14 protein-coding genes are annotated in these 15,890 nt (G+C 66.6%); 9 read left to right on the top strand and 5 right to left on the bottom strand.

Going from position 1 to position 15,890, the window contains the following annotated elements; translation table 11 throughout:
* Positions 1–5 precede the first annotated feature (5 nt).
* The 9 genes from hisH (at position 6) to tatC (ending at position 5,129) form a co-directional block, all read left to right on the top strand.
* Positions 6–647: an imidazole glycerol phosphate synthase subunit HisH gene (gene hisH, locus ACQ7JA_RS11395; RefSeq protein ID WP_430897676.1), complete on the top strand. Its 642-nt coding sequence runs from the start codon at positions 6–8 to the stop codon at positions 645–647.
* A gap of 40 nt (positions 648–687) precedes the next feature.
* Entirely contained in the window at positions 688–1,464 is a 777-nt protein-coding gene (hisA, locus tag ACQ7JA_RS11400; RefSeq protein ID WP_430897678.1) for a 1-(5-phosphoribosyl)-5-[(5-phosphoribosylamino)methylideneamino]imidazole-4-carboxamide isomerase, read from the top strand.
* A gap of 5 nt (positions 1,465–1,469) precedes the next feature.
* On the top strand, positions 1,470–2,231 hold the full coding sequence (gene hisF / locus ACQ7JA_RS11405) for an imidazole glycerol phosphate synthase subunit HisF (protein WP_430897680.1): 762 nt from the start codon (positions 1,470–1,472) through the stop codon (positions 2,229–2,231).
* A complete protein-coding gene (gene hisI, locus ACQ7JA_RS11410) occupies positions 2,228–2,641 on the top strand; it encodes a phosphoribosyl-AMP cyclohydrolase (RefSeq protein ID WP_430897683.1) in 414 nt (137 codons plus the stop codon). The genes hisF and hisI overlap by 4 nt, the downstream gene beginning before the upstream one ends.
* Entirely contained in the window at positions 2,634–2,975 is a 342-nt protein-coding gene (locus ACQ7JA_RS11415) for a phosphoribosyl-ATP diphosphatase (RefSeq protein WP_430897685.1), read from the top strand. Before hisI ends, ACQ7JA_RS11415 begins: the two co-directional genes overlap by 8 nt.
* Before the next feature lie 145 nt (positions 2,976–3,120).
* A complete protein-coding gene (locus ACQ7JA_RS11420; protein WP_430897687.1) occupies positions 3,121–3,495 on the top strand; it encodes a histidine triad nucleotide-binding protein in 375 nt (124 codons plus the stop codon).
* 104 nt (positions 3,496–3,599) lie between these two features.
* On the top strand, positions 3,600–3,842 hold the full coding sequence (gene tatA / locus ACQ7JA_RS11425; protein WP_258827324.1) for a Sec-independent protein translocase subunit TatA: 243 nt from the start codon (positions 3,600–3,602) through the stop codon (positions 3,840–3,842).
* A gap of 21 nt (positions 3,843–3,863) precedes the next feature.
* Positions 3,864–4,373, top strand: coding sequence for a Sec-independent protein translocase protein TatB (gene tatB / locus ACQ7JA_RS11430; RefSeq protein WP_430897690.1), 510 nt, complete (start codon positions 3,864–3,866; stop codon positions 4,371–4,373).
* Positions 4,374–5,129 (top strand): twin-arginine translocase subunit TatC, encoded by a 756-nt coding sequence (tatC, locus tag ACQ7JA_RS11435; protein WP_430897692.1) that lies wholly within the window; start codon positions 4,374–4,376, stop codon positions 5,127–5,129. It begins immediately after the preceding gene.
* A 56-nt stretch (positions 5,130–5,185) separates the two neighbouring features.
* Here the strand turns inward: tatC and ACQ7JA_RS11440 are convergent, their stop codons facing one another.
* The 5 genes from ACQ7JA_RS11440 to ACQ7JA_RS11460 form a co-directional block, all read right to left on the bottom strand.
* Positions 5,186–6,919, bottom strand: a complete 1,734-nt coding sequence (locus tag ACQ7JA_RS11440; protein ID WP_430897694.1) for an extracellular catalytic domain type 1 short-chain-length polyhydroxyalkanoate depolymerase — start codon at positions 6,917–6,919, stop codon at positions 5,186–5,188.
* Positions 6,920–7,218: 299 nt separating this feature from the next.
* On the bottom strand, positions 7,219–9,114 hold the full coding sequence (locus ACQ7JA_RS11445; protein WP_430897696.1) for a DUF885 domain-containing protein: 1,896 nt from the start codon (positions 9,112–9,114) through the stop codon (positions 7,219–7,221).
* Between the two features lie 140 nt (positions 9,115–9,254).
* A complete protein-coding gene (locus tag ACQ7JA_RS11450) occupies positions 9,255–9,737 on the bottom strand; it encodes a hypothetical protein (RefSeq protein ID WP_430897698.1) in 483 nt (160 codons plus the stop codon).
* Positions 9,738–9,796: 59 nt separating this feature from the next.
* Positions 9,797–13,903, bottom strand: a complete 4,107-nt coding sequence (locus tag ACQ7JA_RS11455; protein ID WP_430897700.1) for an SNF2-related protein — start codon at positions 13,901–13,903, stop codon at positions 9,797–9,799.
* Positions 13,900–15,810 (bottom strand): S9 family peptidase, encoded by a 1,911-nt coding sequence (locus ACQ7JA_RS11460; protein WP_430897702.1) that lies wholly within the window; start codon positions 15,808–15,810, stop codon positions 13,900–13,902. Before ACQ7JA_RS11460 ends, ACQ7JA_RS11455 begins: the two co-directional genes overlap by 4 nt.
* Positions 15,811–15,890 lie beyond the last annotated feature (80 nt).

Raw genomic sequence — 15,890 nt, forward strand, 5'->3', positions numbered from 1 at the left:
GAGCCATGACGAACAAGATTGTGGTGGTCGATGGCCTGGGTAACCTGCGTTCGGTCGCGCAGGCGCTGCGCGCTGCCGCGCCGGAAGCGGACATCCTGGTATCGAACAAGCTTGAGGACATCGATGCCGCCGACCGCATCGTGCTGCCGGGGCAGGGCGCCATGCGCGACTGCATGCGCAGCCTGCGTGAATCCGGCGCCGAGGAGGCCCTGCTGCGCGCGGTAAAAAACCGCCCGGTGATGGGCGTGTGCGTGGGCGAGCAGATGCTGTTCGACGAGAGCGAAGAAAACGAAGGCACGCCTGGCCTGGGCCTCCTGCCCGGCCGCGTGGTGCGCTTCCAGCTGGACGGCAGATTGCAGGCCGACGGCTCGCGCTTCAAGGTGCCGCAAATGGGCTGGAACCGCGTGCGCCAGACCCGCGCCCACCCGCTGTGGGAAGGCGTCGAGGACGGCAGCTATTTCTACTTCGTGCACAGCTACTACGCCGCGCCCGAACAGGCCAGCGACACGATCGGCGAGGCCGACTACGGCGGCATGTATACGTGCGCAGTGGCCCGCGACAACCTGGTCGCCACACAGTTCCACCCCGAGAAGAGCGCAGCCGCCGGCCTGCGCCTGTACCGCAATTTCATCAACTGGAAGCCGTAAGCTTTTACGTTCATCCTTCGTCAACCAACCGACAACGACCATGCTGCTGATCCCCGCCATCGACCTCAAAGACGGTCACTGCGTCCGCCTGAAACAGGGTGACATGGACCTCGCCACCGTATTCTCCGAAGACCCCGCCGAAATGGCGCTGCACTGGCTGAAGAAGGGCGCGCGCCGCCTGCACCTGGTGGACCTGAACGGCGCCTTCGCCGGCAAGCCGAAGAACGAGGCGGCGATCAAGTCGATCCTGCAGACCGTGCAGGACTACGCCGAAGAGATGGGCATCGACGAGATCCCGGTCCAGCTGGGCGGCGGCATCCGCGACCTCGACACCATCGAGCGCTACCTGGACGACGGCATTACCTACATCATCGTCGGCACCGCCGCCGTGAAGAACCCCGGCTTCCTGCACGACGCCTGCGGCGCCTTCCCGGGCTCGATCATCGTCGGCCTGGACGCCAAGGACGGCAAGGTCGCCACCGACGGCTGGAGCAAGATGTCCGGCCACGAAGTCATCGACCTGGCCAAGAAATTCGAAGGCTACGGCGTCGAATCGATCGTCTACACCGACATCGGCCGCGACGGCATGATGGCCGGCGTGAACATCGAAGCCACCGTCAAGCTGGCGCAAGCCGTGCGCATTCCGATCATCGCCTCGGGCGGCGTGCACAACCTGGCCGACGTCGAAGCGCTGTGCGCGGTGCAGGACGAGGGCATCGAAGGCGTGATCTGCGGCCGTTCGATCTACGAAGGCACGCTCGACCTGGCCTCCGCCCAGGAGCGCGCGGACGAACTGACCGAGGGCGCCCAGGCCTAAGCCGTATGCTCGCAAAACGCATCATCCCCTGCCTCGACGTGACCGGCGGCCGTGTGGTCAAGGGCGTCAACTTCACCGAGCTGCGCGACGCCGGCGACCCGGTCGAAATCGCGCGCCGCTACGACGGACAGGGCGCCGACGAGATCACTTTTCTGGACATCACCGCCTCGAGCGACGGCCGCGACCTGATCCTGCCGATCATCGAAGCCGTGGCCTCCACCGTGTTCATCCCGCTCACCGTCGGTGGCGGCGTGCGCAAGGTCGAGGACGTGCGGCGCCTGCTCAATGCCGGCGCCGACAAGGTGTCGATGAACACCTCGGCCGTCACCAACCCCCAGCTGGTGTTCGACGCCGCGCAGAAGCACGGCTCCCAGTGCATCGTGGTGGCGATCGACGCCAAGCAGGTCGCGCCCGGCAAATGGGAAGTCTTCACCCACGGCGGACGCAACCCCACCGGCCTCGATGCCGTCGAGTGGGCGCGCAAGATGGAAAGCCTTGGCGCCGGTGAGTTATTGCTCACTTCGATGGACCGCGACGGCACCAAGTCCGGCTTCGACCTGGGCCTGACCCGGGCCGTGTCGGATGCGGTCGGCATCTCCGTGATCGCCTCGGGCGGCGTCGGCGGTCTGCAGGACCTGGCCGACGGCATCCTCGAAGGCCACGCCGACGCGGTGCTGGCCGCCAGCATCTTCCACTACGGGCAGCACACGGTCTTTGAGGCGAAGCGCTTCATGGCCGAGCGCGGCATCCCGATGCGCCTGGAATGAGCATGCAGACCAAATGGCTCAACAAGGTGCGCTGGGACGAGCACGGCCTGGTGCCGGTGATCGCCCAGGAAGCATCCACCGGCGACATCCTGATGTTCGCCTGGATGAACCGCGAGGCGCTCGCGAAGACGGCGGAGCTGGGCGAAGCCGTCTACTGGAGCCGTTCGCGCAAGAAGCTGTGGCACAAGGGCGAGGAATCCGGCCACACCCAGAAGGTGCTCGAGATGCGCCTGGACTGCGACGAAGACGTCGTCCTGCTCAAGATCGAGCAGAACGGCGGCATTGCCTGCCACACCGGGCGCCATTCCTGCTTCTTCCAGCAATTCGACGGCGAGGACTGGCAGGCGGTCGACCCCGTGCTGCAGGACCCCGATACCATCTACTCCACACAAAAGAAATCCCATGAGTGACATTCTGGCCCGCGTAGCAAGCGTGATCGAGTCGCGCAAGCCGGACGCCGGCGGCGACCCCGCGACTTCCTACGTCGCCAAGCTGTTTTCCAAGGGCGACGACGCCATCCTGAAGAAGATCGGCGAAGAAGCCACCGAGACCGTCATGGCCGCCAAGGACGCGCGTGTCTCGGGCGACGCTTCCAAGGTCCTGTACGAGACCGCCGACCTGTGGTTCCACTCCATGGTGCTGCTGGCCCAGTTCGGTTTGAGCCCGCAGCAGGTGATCGACGAACTGGGGCGCCGCGAAGGCGTCTCGGGCATCGACGAGAAAGCTTCCCGCCAAGAAAAATAAGCTGCTGGTAAGTACCTGCTTACGCTTGCCTTCCCCGTATCCGCTGTCATAATCGTACGTCCAGCGTCATACCGTTGTCATGCGGCGCCGGTAGGATGCACGGGCTTCCCTCCAGGGGGAATGCTGTCATAAATCTGGAGACAAGATGGACAACTGCATTTTCTGCAAGATCGTTGCCCGGCAGATCCCGGCCAGCGTCGTCTACGAAGACGATGAACTGCTGGCCTTCAAGGACATCAACCCGGCCGCTCCGGTGCATCTGCTGGTGATCCCGAAGCAGCACGTGGCCACGCTCTCGGACTGCACCGGCGAGCACGCCACGGTGCTGGGCAAGATGCTGGCGCTGGCGCCGAAGCTTGCGGAAGAGCACGGCGTTGCGGTCAAGGACGACGGTAACGGCGGACGCAGCGGTGGCTTCAAGACGCTGATCAACAGCGGGCCGGACGGCGGGCAGGAAGTCTATCACCTGCACCTGCACATGTACGGCGGCAAGCGCCCATGGCGCGGGCTGGGGACCTGAGCTTTTAATGGGGGCAGGACGCTCCCGCTTGGCGTATACTCAAACTGAGTGAAACTAAGACTTTCCCGATTCACAGGCGCAAGGCGCCTTGCTAGGAGACAAACATGGGTTCGATGAGTATTTGGCACTGGGTCATTGTGCTGGTGGTCGTGATGCTGATTTTCGGCACCAAGAAGATCAGCAATATCGGTGGCGACCTCGGCAAGGCCGTGAAGGGCTTCAAGGATGGCGTGAAGGGCGAGGAAGAAAAGAACGCCGCCGCCGGCCAGTCGACCAGCCACCCGCCGCAACAAGTCGCCGACAAGACGACCATCGACGTGGAAGCACGCGACAAGAGCCGCCATTAATAACTCGGGCGAACTGCGGGCATGATCGATCTCGGACTGTCGAAGCTGGCGATCATCGGCGTTGTCGCGCTGATCGTGATCGGCCCTGAAAAGCTGCCGAAGGTGGCGCGCATGGCGGGCACCCTGTACGGGCGCGCCCAGCGCTACCTGCACGACGTCAAGTCCGAGGTCAGCCGCGAGATCGAGCTCGACGAGCTGCGCAACCTGCACAAGGAAGTGCACGAGAGCGCGCAGTCGTTCAAGGACGAGGTCGAGCAATCCATGGCCAGCCACGTCGACGAGGTCGAGGCGCTGTGGGACGGCAAGGAACACGTGTCGTCTTCCACCTCGTCGTCCTCGCACGGTTTCGTCAGTACCAGCGACATCGAGCGCAAGGCGCGCGATTTCCGCCGCAAGAAGCTGGTGCGTACCTCGGCCATTCCGAGCTGGTACAAGCACCGCACGAATGGCAAGACCCATGTGCTGTCCGGCGCCGCCCGCGTGCGCAAGTTCCGCCCGGGCTCCAGCAAATCCAAGACTTCCTTTTTCTAGATGACCGAAGAAGCCGCAGGCGAAGAAACCTTCATCTCCCACCTCGTCGAGCTGCGTGACCGCCTGGTCAAGGCGTCGATCGGGATCGCCATCGCCTGTGCGGCCCTGTTCATCTGGCCGGGGCCATCGACGGTCTACGACCTGCTGGCCGCGCCCATGATCGCCTCGCTGCCGCCCGGCGCCAAGATGATCGCCACCGGCGTCGTCTCGCCCTTCCTGGTGCCGATGAAGGTGACCCTGCTGCTCGCCTTCATCCTCTCGCTGCCCTGGGTCTTCTACCAGCTGTGGGCCTTCGTCGCCCCCGGCCTGTACGCGCACGAGAAGCGCCTGGTGCTGCCGCTGGTGATCTCGTCCTCGCTGCTCTTCATCGGCGGCGTGGCCTTCTGCTACTTCTTCGTCTTCGGGCGCGTGTTCCACTTCATCGGCGAGTTCGCGCCCACGTCCATCGCGGTCACGCCGGACATCGAGAACTACCTCGACTTCGTCATGTCGATGTGCCTGGCCTTCGGCGCTACGTTCGAGGTGCCGGTGGTGGTGATCATCCTGGTCCGCATGGGCATCGTCAGCATCGAGAAGCTGCGCGCGATCCGCTCCTACGTGATCGTCGGCGCCTTCGTCATCGCCGCCATCGTGACGCCGCCGGACGTGGTCAGCCAGCTGGCGCTGGCGATTCCGATGTGCCTGCTCTACGAGCTGGGCCTGCTGGTGGCGCCGATGTTCGCGCGCATGACACGGGCGCCCGAAGAGCACGCGTAATACGCACGAAGGTTCCGAGCCCTCATCCCGCCTGCCGGAATGAGGGCTCGATCCGTTTACGGGCAGTTCCCGACGATGTAGTAGCCGCTCGACGTCTGCGCCAGGGTGCTCGTGTAGAAGGTGTTATACAGCCCCATGTTCTGGTTCGAGCCGTTGGCCAGCGCATAGCCGCCGCTGGCGTGGGCGCGGCCCGCCTGCACGTGCGCGTAGTTGGTCGCCGTGGTCGCCGTGCAGGTGAAGCCGGACGTTGTCGTGCCCGTCACGGCCGCCGACTTCGCGCTCTCCTCGCCGCCGTTCCCCGTCGCCGACACCTGGTAGGTGTAGCTGGTCGATGCCGCCAGGCCGCCGTCGGTGTAGCCGGTCGCGGTGAGCGGCGTGCCGTTGACCTTCGTGCCATTCCGATAGACGTTGTAGCCGACGGCGCCGTTCGAGGCGTTCCAGCTCAGCGCGATGCTGCCGGCGGTGCGCGCGCCGATGGCGAGGCCTGCGGGCGGCTGCAGGGCAGGCGGGCTGCCGACCAGGAACTGGGAGATGGCGCAGGTGGGCGAGCTCAAGCCGGTCGCGTTGCTGGTGGCCGTGACCGTGCCGGTGTAATAGCCGTCGGCCCGCGCAGCGTAGGCCTTGCTGAAGCTGGCGCCGCTGCCGGCGGCGGTGTCGTCCACCGGCGTCGGGCCGCTGAGCACCACGCGGTAGCTGTCGATGGTTCCGCTGGCATCGAGCGCAGCGCCGCTCACCGTCACCGTCGAGCCGGACACGCTGGCGCTGCAGGACGTCATCGATGGCGCCGCCGCGCGCGCCACCCGCAGATTGTTCTTGAACCAGAAATCCATCACGAAGGCCGGGTAGTTGACCTTGCTCGCGTCGACGTAGTTGCTGTTCTGGCCGCCGGTCCCTGCGGGCCAGGCATGGGCCATGCCGGTCACCGTGATCTCCGAGGTGCGCAGCTTGCCGGCGGCGTCGAGGTAGGGCACATTGCTGCCGCCGGTCGGCACCGTGCCGGTGGTGCCCCTGGTAAAGGCGCCGCCATAGACCTGGCGCATGGCCGCGGCGTTCAGCGGACCGTAGGCCTGGCCCACCACGTAGTCATTGGTGCCCCAGATGACGCTTGCGACCTGGCTCGAGAAATGGCTGGCGTTGGCGCCGGCCCAGCTGGTGCAGCTGCCGGCCACGCTGCTCGAGGTGGTGCCGGAAGGGACCGAAGAAATCTGCGTGCTCGATACCGTCGGCGCGGGACCGGCATTGATGCCCACACCCGCGAAGATGTCGGGCGCCACGCAGCCCAGCACCATGGTCTTGGAGCCGCCCGAGGACAGGCCGGTCACGTAGATCTGCTTGGGATCGATCGCATACTGGGGGTTGCTGACGAAGCGGTTGATCAGGTCGAGCAGCACGGCGTTGTGGCCGTAGCTGCGGCTGCGGTTGGTGGCGGCCCAGTCCCAGCAGTGGGCGCCGTACAGGTTTCCGGTCGCGTTCGGCGCCAGGATCACGGCGCCGTACTGGTCGGCGGCCGCCTTCCAGTTGTAGCCGCCGTCGCCGGCGCCGTTGATCACGTCGTTCGCCGCGGTCTGGGCGCAACCGTGCAGCACCAGCACCAGCGCGCGCTTGCCGCCCAGGCTCGGGGCGGTCGCGGGCCAGTAGTAGTAGCCGGTGAGGGCGCCGCCGTTGGTCGTGTCGGTGGCCCAGGTCTGGTTTGCGCTCCAGCTGCCGGGACCGGCCTGGAGCTGGGCGCAGGCGGGCGCGGCGAGCACCATGCAGGCGGCAAGCGCGGCGGGTTTGAAAAGGAATGCCATAGACGTCTCCGTTCGGTGTGTGCAAAGCATTGGGCCGCCGGCGCAGGGACGTGACGGGGCCACGCCGCGCGCATGCGGCAATCGATGGAACATCGGTAAACGCGGGAAGACTGGCTGTGCCGTCGCTAGGACGCCGGCGCTGGGAAGGAAATCATGGTTGTCTCCGGCTTATGGTTATGTGAGCTGCATTGCCCATTCTAGCCTTGGAGATATTGCACACAAGCGAGCGTGCGAGCACGCCGCTTGTGCGATTTTGCACAGGCGATTTCCTGTGCAAAATCAAGCACGCTTATTACAACTTACTGCATCAACTCCGAGATCATCTTCACCGGCGCATTGCCGTAGCTGAGGAACTGGTCGTGGAATTCCTTCAGGTCGAAGCGTTCGCCCAGCTGCTGCCTGCGGCGCTCGCGCAGCTCCATGATCTGCTCGTAGCCGCTGTAGTAGCTGGTCAGCTGCACCGAAGTGAGCTGCACGCGGCGCCATTTTTCGACGGCTTCCTGGCGGGTCTGGAAGGCCTGGCGCACCAGCAGGTCGATGGCCTCCGGCTGCTGCATGCCCAGCACGTGCACGCTGTAGTCGAGGATGGTGTTGGTGACGCTGCGCAGGTTCCACTTCGAGTACATCAGCCACATCTCGGGGGCGTTGTCGCCGTAGCCGTTCTCCAGCATCATGCGCTCGCCGTACACGGCCCAGCCCTCGACCATGGCGCCATTCCCGAACAGCGACTTCACCAGTGAAGGCGAGCGGTTCGCATACACCAGCTGCGCGTAGTGGCCGGGGATGGCTTCGTGGATGTTCAGGATCTGCAGGATCCACTCGTTGTATTCGCGCAGGCTGCTCTCGGCCTGTTCGGCGGAGAGGCCGTCCAGCGGGGTGACGTTGTAGTACGTCTTGTCCTTCGGACGATACGGACCCGGCGCGTCGATGCTGGCGCCGGCCACGCCGCGCTGGTACATCGGGGTCTCGCGCACTTCGAGCGGCTTGTCGGCGTCGAGCGTGAGGAGATTTTTTTCAAGGACGAACTTGTGCAGGGCCGGGATCTGGCGGCGGATCTCGGGCAGGAAGTTCTCGCGCGAGACGTGGCGCGCGGAGAGCTTGTCGATCATCATGCCGATCTTCTGGAAGCGGTCGCGCGGCTTCGTGACACCGGCCATGTAGCGCGGCCACAGCTCGTCCGAGATCGTGTCCATGCGGGCGAGCAGCTCCTCGCGCGTGGCCAGGGCCTTGCGGAAGGTCTGCTCCGCGCTGCTGGAGGACTGGATCTCGAGCGCGAACTTCTGCTCGTACAGCTCCTTGCCGGCGCGGAAAGGACGGAAGTCCTTCGTGTTCTTGTCCAGCGCGGTGAGAAAGTCGACGTAGCCCAGCACCGCGGTGCCGGCGTTCGCGATGCGCTGCGCGAAGATCGCCTTTTCCTGCGCCGTCAAGATCGACTCCTGGGCCGCCTTGCCCAGGTCGGCCAGCACCGCGATGGTGCCCGGAGCCTGGGCGATGGCGAGCTGGGTGTGCTCGCGGGTCGGCCTGGTGATCGAGGCCTGGGCCGCCGCGTAGAAGTCGGGCACGGCGGCCAGGCGCCTGAGGATGGTGCGCAGGCGCTGCGGCTTGGCGGCGTACTCGGTATTCAGGATCAGGTCGAGCGGCTGGGCGACGTTGTAGAGCGAGGGATTCCACTCGTATTCGCGCCAGGTGGCCAGGTTCCAGCGGTCCTTCTCCAGCTTGTTCACCAGGAGGGCCAGGTCGGTACGCTGGCGCGGCGACAGCTGGCGCGTATCGAGCTTGTTGAATTTATCCAGCCACTCGTTGGCGAAGGCGAGTTTCTTCGCGCGGGTGGCGGCATCAAGGATGGTCAGGTTGGCGGCCTGGTCGAACTTGCCGACGTAGATGCCGCCTTCCGGATCGACGCGCCACAGCGCGGTCAGGTACTGCATGCTCATGGAGTCGAAGCGGCGGTCGAGGCGCTTTTCCGACGCGCTCGCGACAGGCGCCGCGGCGACGGCAGTGACCGCGGCGGCCGTGGCGACAGCCGCTTTCTTCCCGGTCTGCTTCCTGGCCGGCGCCTTCGATTTGCCTGTTTTCGCTTTTACCACCTTGGCGGCTTTCGCCTTGCCCTTGGCGGGCTTGGTGGTCTTGGCGCCGGCGGGCGCCAGCGCGAAACTCGCCAGCAGGACTGCCAGCGCGATCTTCGTTTTCATCATCCTGTTCGAACCTGTAGATTAAAAGGTCGGAGTTCGCCGCGCTTCCAGCGCATGGCGGAACCACGGAAGAGTAGCACCATTCAGGCCGCTTGCGGGCGGCTGAAACATTCAGTCACGCGCATGCAGGGCGGCGTGGTTATTCAGTCAACCTCGCCCTGGCGGATTTTCTGCTGGTGCAGGGCATTGACCGTTTCGACGGCCTGGCGGCCGCGCGCGATGTGGTGCAGCACGATCTCGCTGCCCTTCGTGAAGCGGTGGCCGATCCGCACCGTCCAGGAACGCGTGACCCAGCTGACGAAACCGTTCACGAAGGTGGCGTCGTCCATGTCGCGCCATTTCACGCCCGAGACGCCCTTCTTCCAGGGCAGCACGCCCGAGACCACCCACACGCCCACGTCGTCGTAGTACAGCTGCACGCTGCGCACCGACAGAAAACGGTAGCCGACGATCAGCGCCGAAGCGAGCAGCACGCAGGCCGCGGCGATCTCGTTCCACAGGAAGGCCAGCGGCAGCGCCACGAAGAACAGCACCACGGCCAGGGCAAGCACGCCCGCATAGGCGAGCCAGGATTTGACGCCGATGACAGTGGCTGGCGCCGTCATTGCCGCTTTGTCCAGTTCCATGTGTCCCTGCTCTTCCATAAAAGCGGCATGATCACACGGAATCGGCAGCGGCGCCAGTTTTACGACAGGCCCTGCCTGAGCATCGCCAGCATCTCGCCCGGCGACATGCGCGCCGCCATTTCCGTCCCTTCCAGCAGGCTGTCGGCCAGGTCGCGCTTGCGGTGGTGCAGTTCGACGATGCCTTCCTCGATGGTGCCGCGCGCCACCAGGCGGTAGATCGTCACCGGGCGCTGCTGGCCCATGCGGTGGGCGCGGTCCGAGGCCTGGTCTTCGACCGCCGGGTTCCACCACGGGTCCATGTGGATCACATAATCGGCCGCGGTGAGGTTGATGCCGACCCCGCCCGCCTTCAGGCTGATGAGGAAGAGTTCCCCTTCGCCGGCCTGGAAGGCGTCCACGCGGCGCTTGCGCTCCTGCATCGGCGTGGCGCCGTCGAGGTACTGGTAGGGGATGTGCTTGCCGTCCAGGTAGGTGCGGATCAGGCTCAGATGGTCGACGAACTGGCTGAACACCAGCACCTTGTGCTTGTTCTCCAGCAGGCCGTCGACCAGGCGCGCAAAGGCGACCAGCTTGCTGCTCACCAGGCCCGAACCCGGCGCCACCAGCTCCGGATTGCAGACAGCACGCCGCAGCCGCATCATCTCGGCCAGGATCTCGATCGACTTCTGGTTCTCGGGCGCCTCCAGCGCGGCCAGCTTGTCGAGGGCCTGGCGGCGCAGCGATTCGTAGAGCGCCGTTTCATCGGCGGTCAGTTCGACCGGCACCACGATCTCGGTGCGCGGCGGCAGCTCGGTCAGCACCTGCGTCTTGGTACGGCGCAGGATGAAGGGTTGCGTCAGGCGGCGCAGGCGCATGCGGGCGCCCGCTTCGGCGCGTTTATCTTGCGCCTTTTCGATGGGACCGGCGAAGCGCAGCTGGAACTGGTCGGCCGTGCCCAGCAGGCCAGGATTGATGAACCTGAACAGGTTCCATAACTCGCCCAGGTGATTCTCCAGCGGCGTGCCGGTGGCCGCCAAGCGGAAGTCGCCCTTCAGGGCCATCACGGCCTGGGAGCGCTTGGTGTGCATGTTCTTGATCGCTTGCGCTTCGTCCAGCACGATGCTGCGCCATTGCTTTTTCGCGAACAGCGGCGCTTCCAGCTGCAGCAGGCCGTAGCTCACCACCACCACGTCGAAGGGGGCTGCTTCCTCGATGAGGGCCTTGCGGTCGCCCGGGCCGAACAGCTTCAGGTTCAGCGTAGGCGCGAAGCGCTGGGCTTCGGCGATCCAGTTCAGGCACACCGAGGTTGGCGCCACCACCAGGGCCGGGCCGTCGGGCGCGCGGGTGAGCAGCAGGGCCAGCGCCTGCAGGGTCTTGCCGAGCCCCATGTCGTCGGCCAGGCAGGCGCCCACGCCCCAGTGGGCCAGGCGGCCCAGCCATTCGAAGCCCTCGACCTGGTAGTCGCGCAGTTCCGCTTGCAGGGTGGAGGGTAGCTGCGGCGTAAACGCTTCGCTGTCGGCGATGCGCTGCAAGTGCTTGCGCCAGGATTCGTCCGCGGTGACGCTGCCGGCGTCGCGCGCCAGTTCGGCCAGCGAGAAGCTGGCCAGCGGATGCATGCGCAGCTCCTCGTCGTGGAAGGTCCCGTAGTCCGCCAATTCCATCAGGCGCCGGTGCAGCTCGTCGCTCAGGGCCAGGTATTCGTTGTCGCCCAGGGCCACGAAGCGGCTCTTCTCCTCGCGCAGTCTGGTGAGCAGCGATTGCAGGCTCATCACGCGGTTCTCGTCGATGACCACGTCGCCGCTGGCCGCGAACCAGTCCTTTTCGCGCCGGATCTGCACGCGCACCGATTTCGTACTCGCACGCTTGGACACGCGGAACTTCTCGCCTTCGGGCCAGGCCACCACCACCTTGTCCGGGTCGAGCCCGCGCAACTCGTCCACCAGCTCCAGGCATCGCAGGGGCGTGGCGAGCAGCCACTCGCCGTGGTCCAGTTCACCGTGTTCGAGGGCATGGCAGGCGCCGACCAGCTGGCGCTCGGCCTCGCGTTCCGCGTTGAGATTGCGCTTCGCCTCGGTGCGCACACCGTTCACGTCGGCGATCACGCTTTCCGCACCGGTGCCCGGCGAATAATAGGCGCCACCGTCCAGCGGGCGCACCAGGATCTGCATGCGCAGGCCCTGCTGGTAGGGGCGCAGGTGCAGATGCAGGCGCGGATCGGCCGCCACCTGCTCGATGTCGCCGGGACTCGCGCCGATGTCCGACTGCACGGTGACGATCGAGGAGATCGCGCTGATCGCGCGCAGCACGCGGCGCTCGGCCTCGGCTGGTACTTCCAGGCCGTCGCCGACGATGGCGGCGATGCGGCGGTGCTCTTCCTTGATGCTCACCAGGCGCAGGCGGGTCGGGGTCTCGCGTGTGACGATCACGTCGCCGTCCTGCCGGCTCAAGGGCGGGTGCAGCGAGATCGTGACCTTGCCTCCGCGTGCCTTCACCAGCAGTTCCGGTTCGCCCGGCAGCAGTTCGACGCGCGTACCCGGCGAATCCATCCAGAACAGCAGCGGGTGGCCGACCAGGCTGGCCAGCGCCTTGTCGCGCTCGAATTCGAAGCGGATGCCGGTGCTGCCGTAGTAGCGGCGGCCCGCGATCGTCGCTACCGCCTGCACGTCCTGGGCGGTGAGGAAATCGAGCGTCGAGGCTTCTTCCGCGAGGCGCTTCAGGCCCATGGCGCGGCCGCGGCTCCAGCCGCCCTGGGCGTCGCGCTTCTGCTCGCGCGGTTCCAGCTCCTGCACGCCCATGTGATCGTCGTAGCGAATCATCCAGACCAGGCGCGACTCGCGCACCACCTCGGCGTTCACGGCCGGCTGCAGGTTGATCAGGGCGTTGAGCTGGCGCTCCCAGGCTTCCTCGCGCTCGAACCAGTGGCTCAGGTCGGCGAAGCGGTGCCGCCCGCGCAGTTCGCCGGCACGCGCCTCGAAGGCCACGTGGCCCGGCCCCTGCACGTGCGCCAGCAGGGCGGCCAGCTGGCTCGAGAGCAGATCGAAGCCTGCTCGCTCGGACTGCGCCAGCATGTCTTCGATGTCCTGGCGCTTCGCCATCAGCTGCGGCAGGCCGAGCCAGTGGTGCATCAGCGCGCGGAAGGTAAATGGCTCGATCGCCATCTCCCAGCTGCGCGAGGCCAGCACCTCGGCATCCACGGTGCCGCGGCGGATTTCCTGCAGCATGCTGAGCTGGAACACCACGGCCGTCTCGGCGCGTTGCACGGCGCGGGTGGCGATGTCGAGCCAGGCGTCGGACAGCTTCAGGTGCGCCGGCTGGTTGCTGCGCAGGAGGGCAGTCAGATAGACGTGGGCGCCGATGCCTTCGAAAATGGCCTTGCGCTTGCCGGTCTCGCGGCGCAGCTGTTTCAGGGCGGCTTCGACGCCAGGCAGGCCGGCGTCGAAGTCCTCGCGCAGCAGGGCCACCACGCTGCGCAGGAACAGGCCGGCCGCATCGTCCACTTCCTGCAGCAGGGCGAGGGCGTCGTCGAGCCGGCCGCACAGGACCAGGTGTTCGGCCAGGGCGATACGCAGCTCGATCGAAGGATCGGTCCGGGCCTCGGCCGCCGCCCGGATGCCAGGCGCGAGCGCCGGCTCGCGCTGGGCGTGCTGCACCAGCGTCGCCAGCACGCCGTCGACAAGCGAGGGGTGGATGTATGCGAGGATCGCCGGGTCGAAGGGCCGTGCGCAGACCTCGACCAGGGGATGCAGGTAGGCCGCCTCGTGGCAGCGCAGGCAGGCGGCCAGCAAGGGCGTGACGACGGCCGGGCTTTCGCGCGTAAGCAGGGCGATGCGCAGCAGGGCCAGGCCCTGGCGGTAGCTGCGCAGCACCGGCGTGCCCTGCCAGTCGCGCCGCAAGGGCGTCACCTGCGCATAGGCGGATTGCAGGGCGCCGAACAGGCCGTCATCCAGCGCCCGGGCCAGTGCCGGCCAGCTGGCTTCCTGCGCGACCGCGAAGCCGCGTCCGACGACGTCCTGCACCAACCCTTTGGCGCGCAGGCGTTCCAGCTCTGCCGCCCATTGTCCTTCCGGCAGCGGCAGGCCCGCGGCCATCAGGTGTTCGAGGATGCGCTGGCGGCCCATCGGCTCGCCGGCCATGGCCAGCAGCGCGAGGACCGCCAGTTCGCCGGTATCGAGATCGCGGACCGTCATGCAGGCAGGTTCTCGATCGCTAGTTGCGGCAGCTCCGCCGGCACCGGAATGCCGAACACGCGCAGGTAGAACACCAGTTCCGCTTCCAGGGTTCTGACCACGCTCTCGGCCTTCCTGAAACCGTGGCCTTCGCCCTCCAGGGTGATATAGGCCACCGGCACCCTGCGGGCGCGCAGCGCTTCCACCATGGTCTCGGATTGCGAGGGCGGCACCACCATGTCGTCGAGGCCCTGGAAGAAGATCATCGGGCGCTTCAGCTTGTCGGTGTGGTGGATCGGCGAGCGCTCGCGGTAGACCTGTTCGGCGCGCTCGGGCGGGGCGACCAGGTACTGGTTGTAGTGCGCCTCGAACTTGTGCGAGTCCGCATCCAGCCCGGCCAGGTCCGACACACCGTAGTAGCAGGCGCCGGCCTTGAACAGATCGTGGAAGGCCAGCGCCGACAAGGTCGTCAGGCCGCCGGCGCTGCTGCCGCGCACCAGCAGGCGTTCCGGATCGACCAGGCCCTGTTCGGCCAGGTGACGCGCGCCGGCCACGCAGTCCTCGACGTCGACCACGCCCCACTGGCCCTTGAGCAGGTCGCGGTAGGCGCGTCCGAAGCCGGTGCTGCCGCCATAGTTCACGTCCAGCACGGCGAAGCCCCGGCTGGTCCAGAACTGGGTCGACAACTTGAGGGTGCTGGCGGCCATGCCGGTCGGGCCGCCATGGCCGATGACGATCAGGGGCGGCAGCTCGCCATCCTGCGGGGCGAAGTCGGCATTGGTCGGTGGATAGTGGAAAGCGTAGGCGGTGCGGCCGTTGCTGCTCTCGTAGCTGATCGACTGCGGGACCGACAGGTAGCCCTCCGGGGGCAACTGGGGAATCGAGCGCGCCAGCACCTCGTGCGCGCCGCCATCGAGATCGATGCGGGCCAGTTCCAGCGCCAGCGTCGGCGCCCCGCCCAGCAGCGCGACCGTGTGCGCATTCACGCGCAGTTCCCGGATCTCCTCATACGGCGTCGGCACATCCAGCAGGACACCGCCGCGCAGGCGCGCCAGCTTGCTGACGCCACCGTCGACATAGGCGCAGACGATCTCGTCGCTTGATGCGAAGCCGTACAGCGAGCCCCCGAAATTCCACTGCGGCCCGCCGAACTCGGCCTCCTTCGGGCACAGCGGGTGCACGACGCCATGGTCGTAGCGGTAGAGGTTCCACCAGCCGCTGCGGTCCGACACGAAGTGCAGCACGCCGGCGGGCGACCATTCCGGCTGGCAGATCGATTCCTGCGGCCCGCCCGCCACCAGGCGGCCGTTGATGAGGGTGCCGTCGTCCGCCACATCGGCCAGCCATAGCTCGCAGCCTTCCCAAGGCATGCGCGGGTGGTCCCAGCACAGCCAGGCCAGCTGGCGCCCATCCGGGGACAGGCGCGGCGCCGCGTAGAAGTCGTTGCCGTCCACGAGCACGGTCTCGCTGCCGTCGAAACCGATGGCGGCGATGGTGTTCTCCGGGTAGTGGCCGCCCTTCGAATGGTCTTCGCGCACCGTCACCAGGCGCCGGCGCGGCGCATCGACCACGAAGTCGGCGAAGCGCTGCTTGTTGTCCTCAGCCGTGACGGGCTTCGGTTCGCTACCCGCTTCCACGCGGTAGAGGCGGCCATCAGGCTGGTTCGAGAACCACGCGACCCCATCGGCCACCGTGAAGGCGCCGCCGCCGTACTCGTGCACCTTGGTGCGCACATTGAAGGGCGCCGGCGTCAGTTCGCCCGCAGTTCCGACCAGGGTCGAGCGTCCCGCCTCGCTGGCGCGGCCCTCGAGCCAGTACAAAGCGGCGCCGTCCAGCACCAGGGAGGCCAGCGGCGTGGCGCCGGCCGCGACGACGGCGGCGGTGATCGGGGAGGTCCATGCGCCGCAGGGGGCTGGTTGTCTGGTCATGGCTGCTTCTTTCAAATACGGAAACGCATTATAAGTGGGTGCCCGGAGATGCGATAATAGAGGTTTTCCCTGCGCTTTCA

It is taken from the genome of Massilia sp. BKSP1R2A-1 (assembly GCF_050586525.1).
In the GTDB taxonomy this organism is placed as follows: Bacteria; Pseudomonadota; Gammaproteobacteria; order Burkholderiales; family Burkholderiaceae_D; genus Telluria.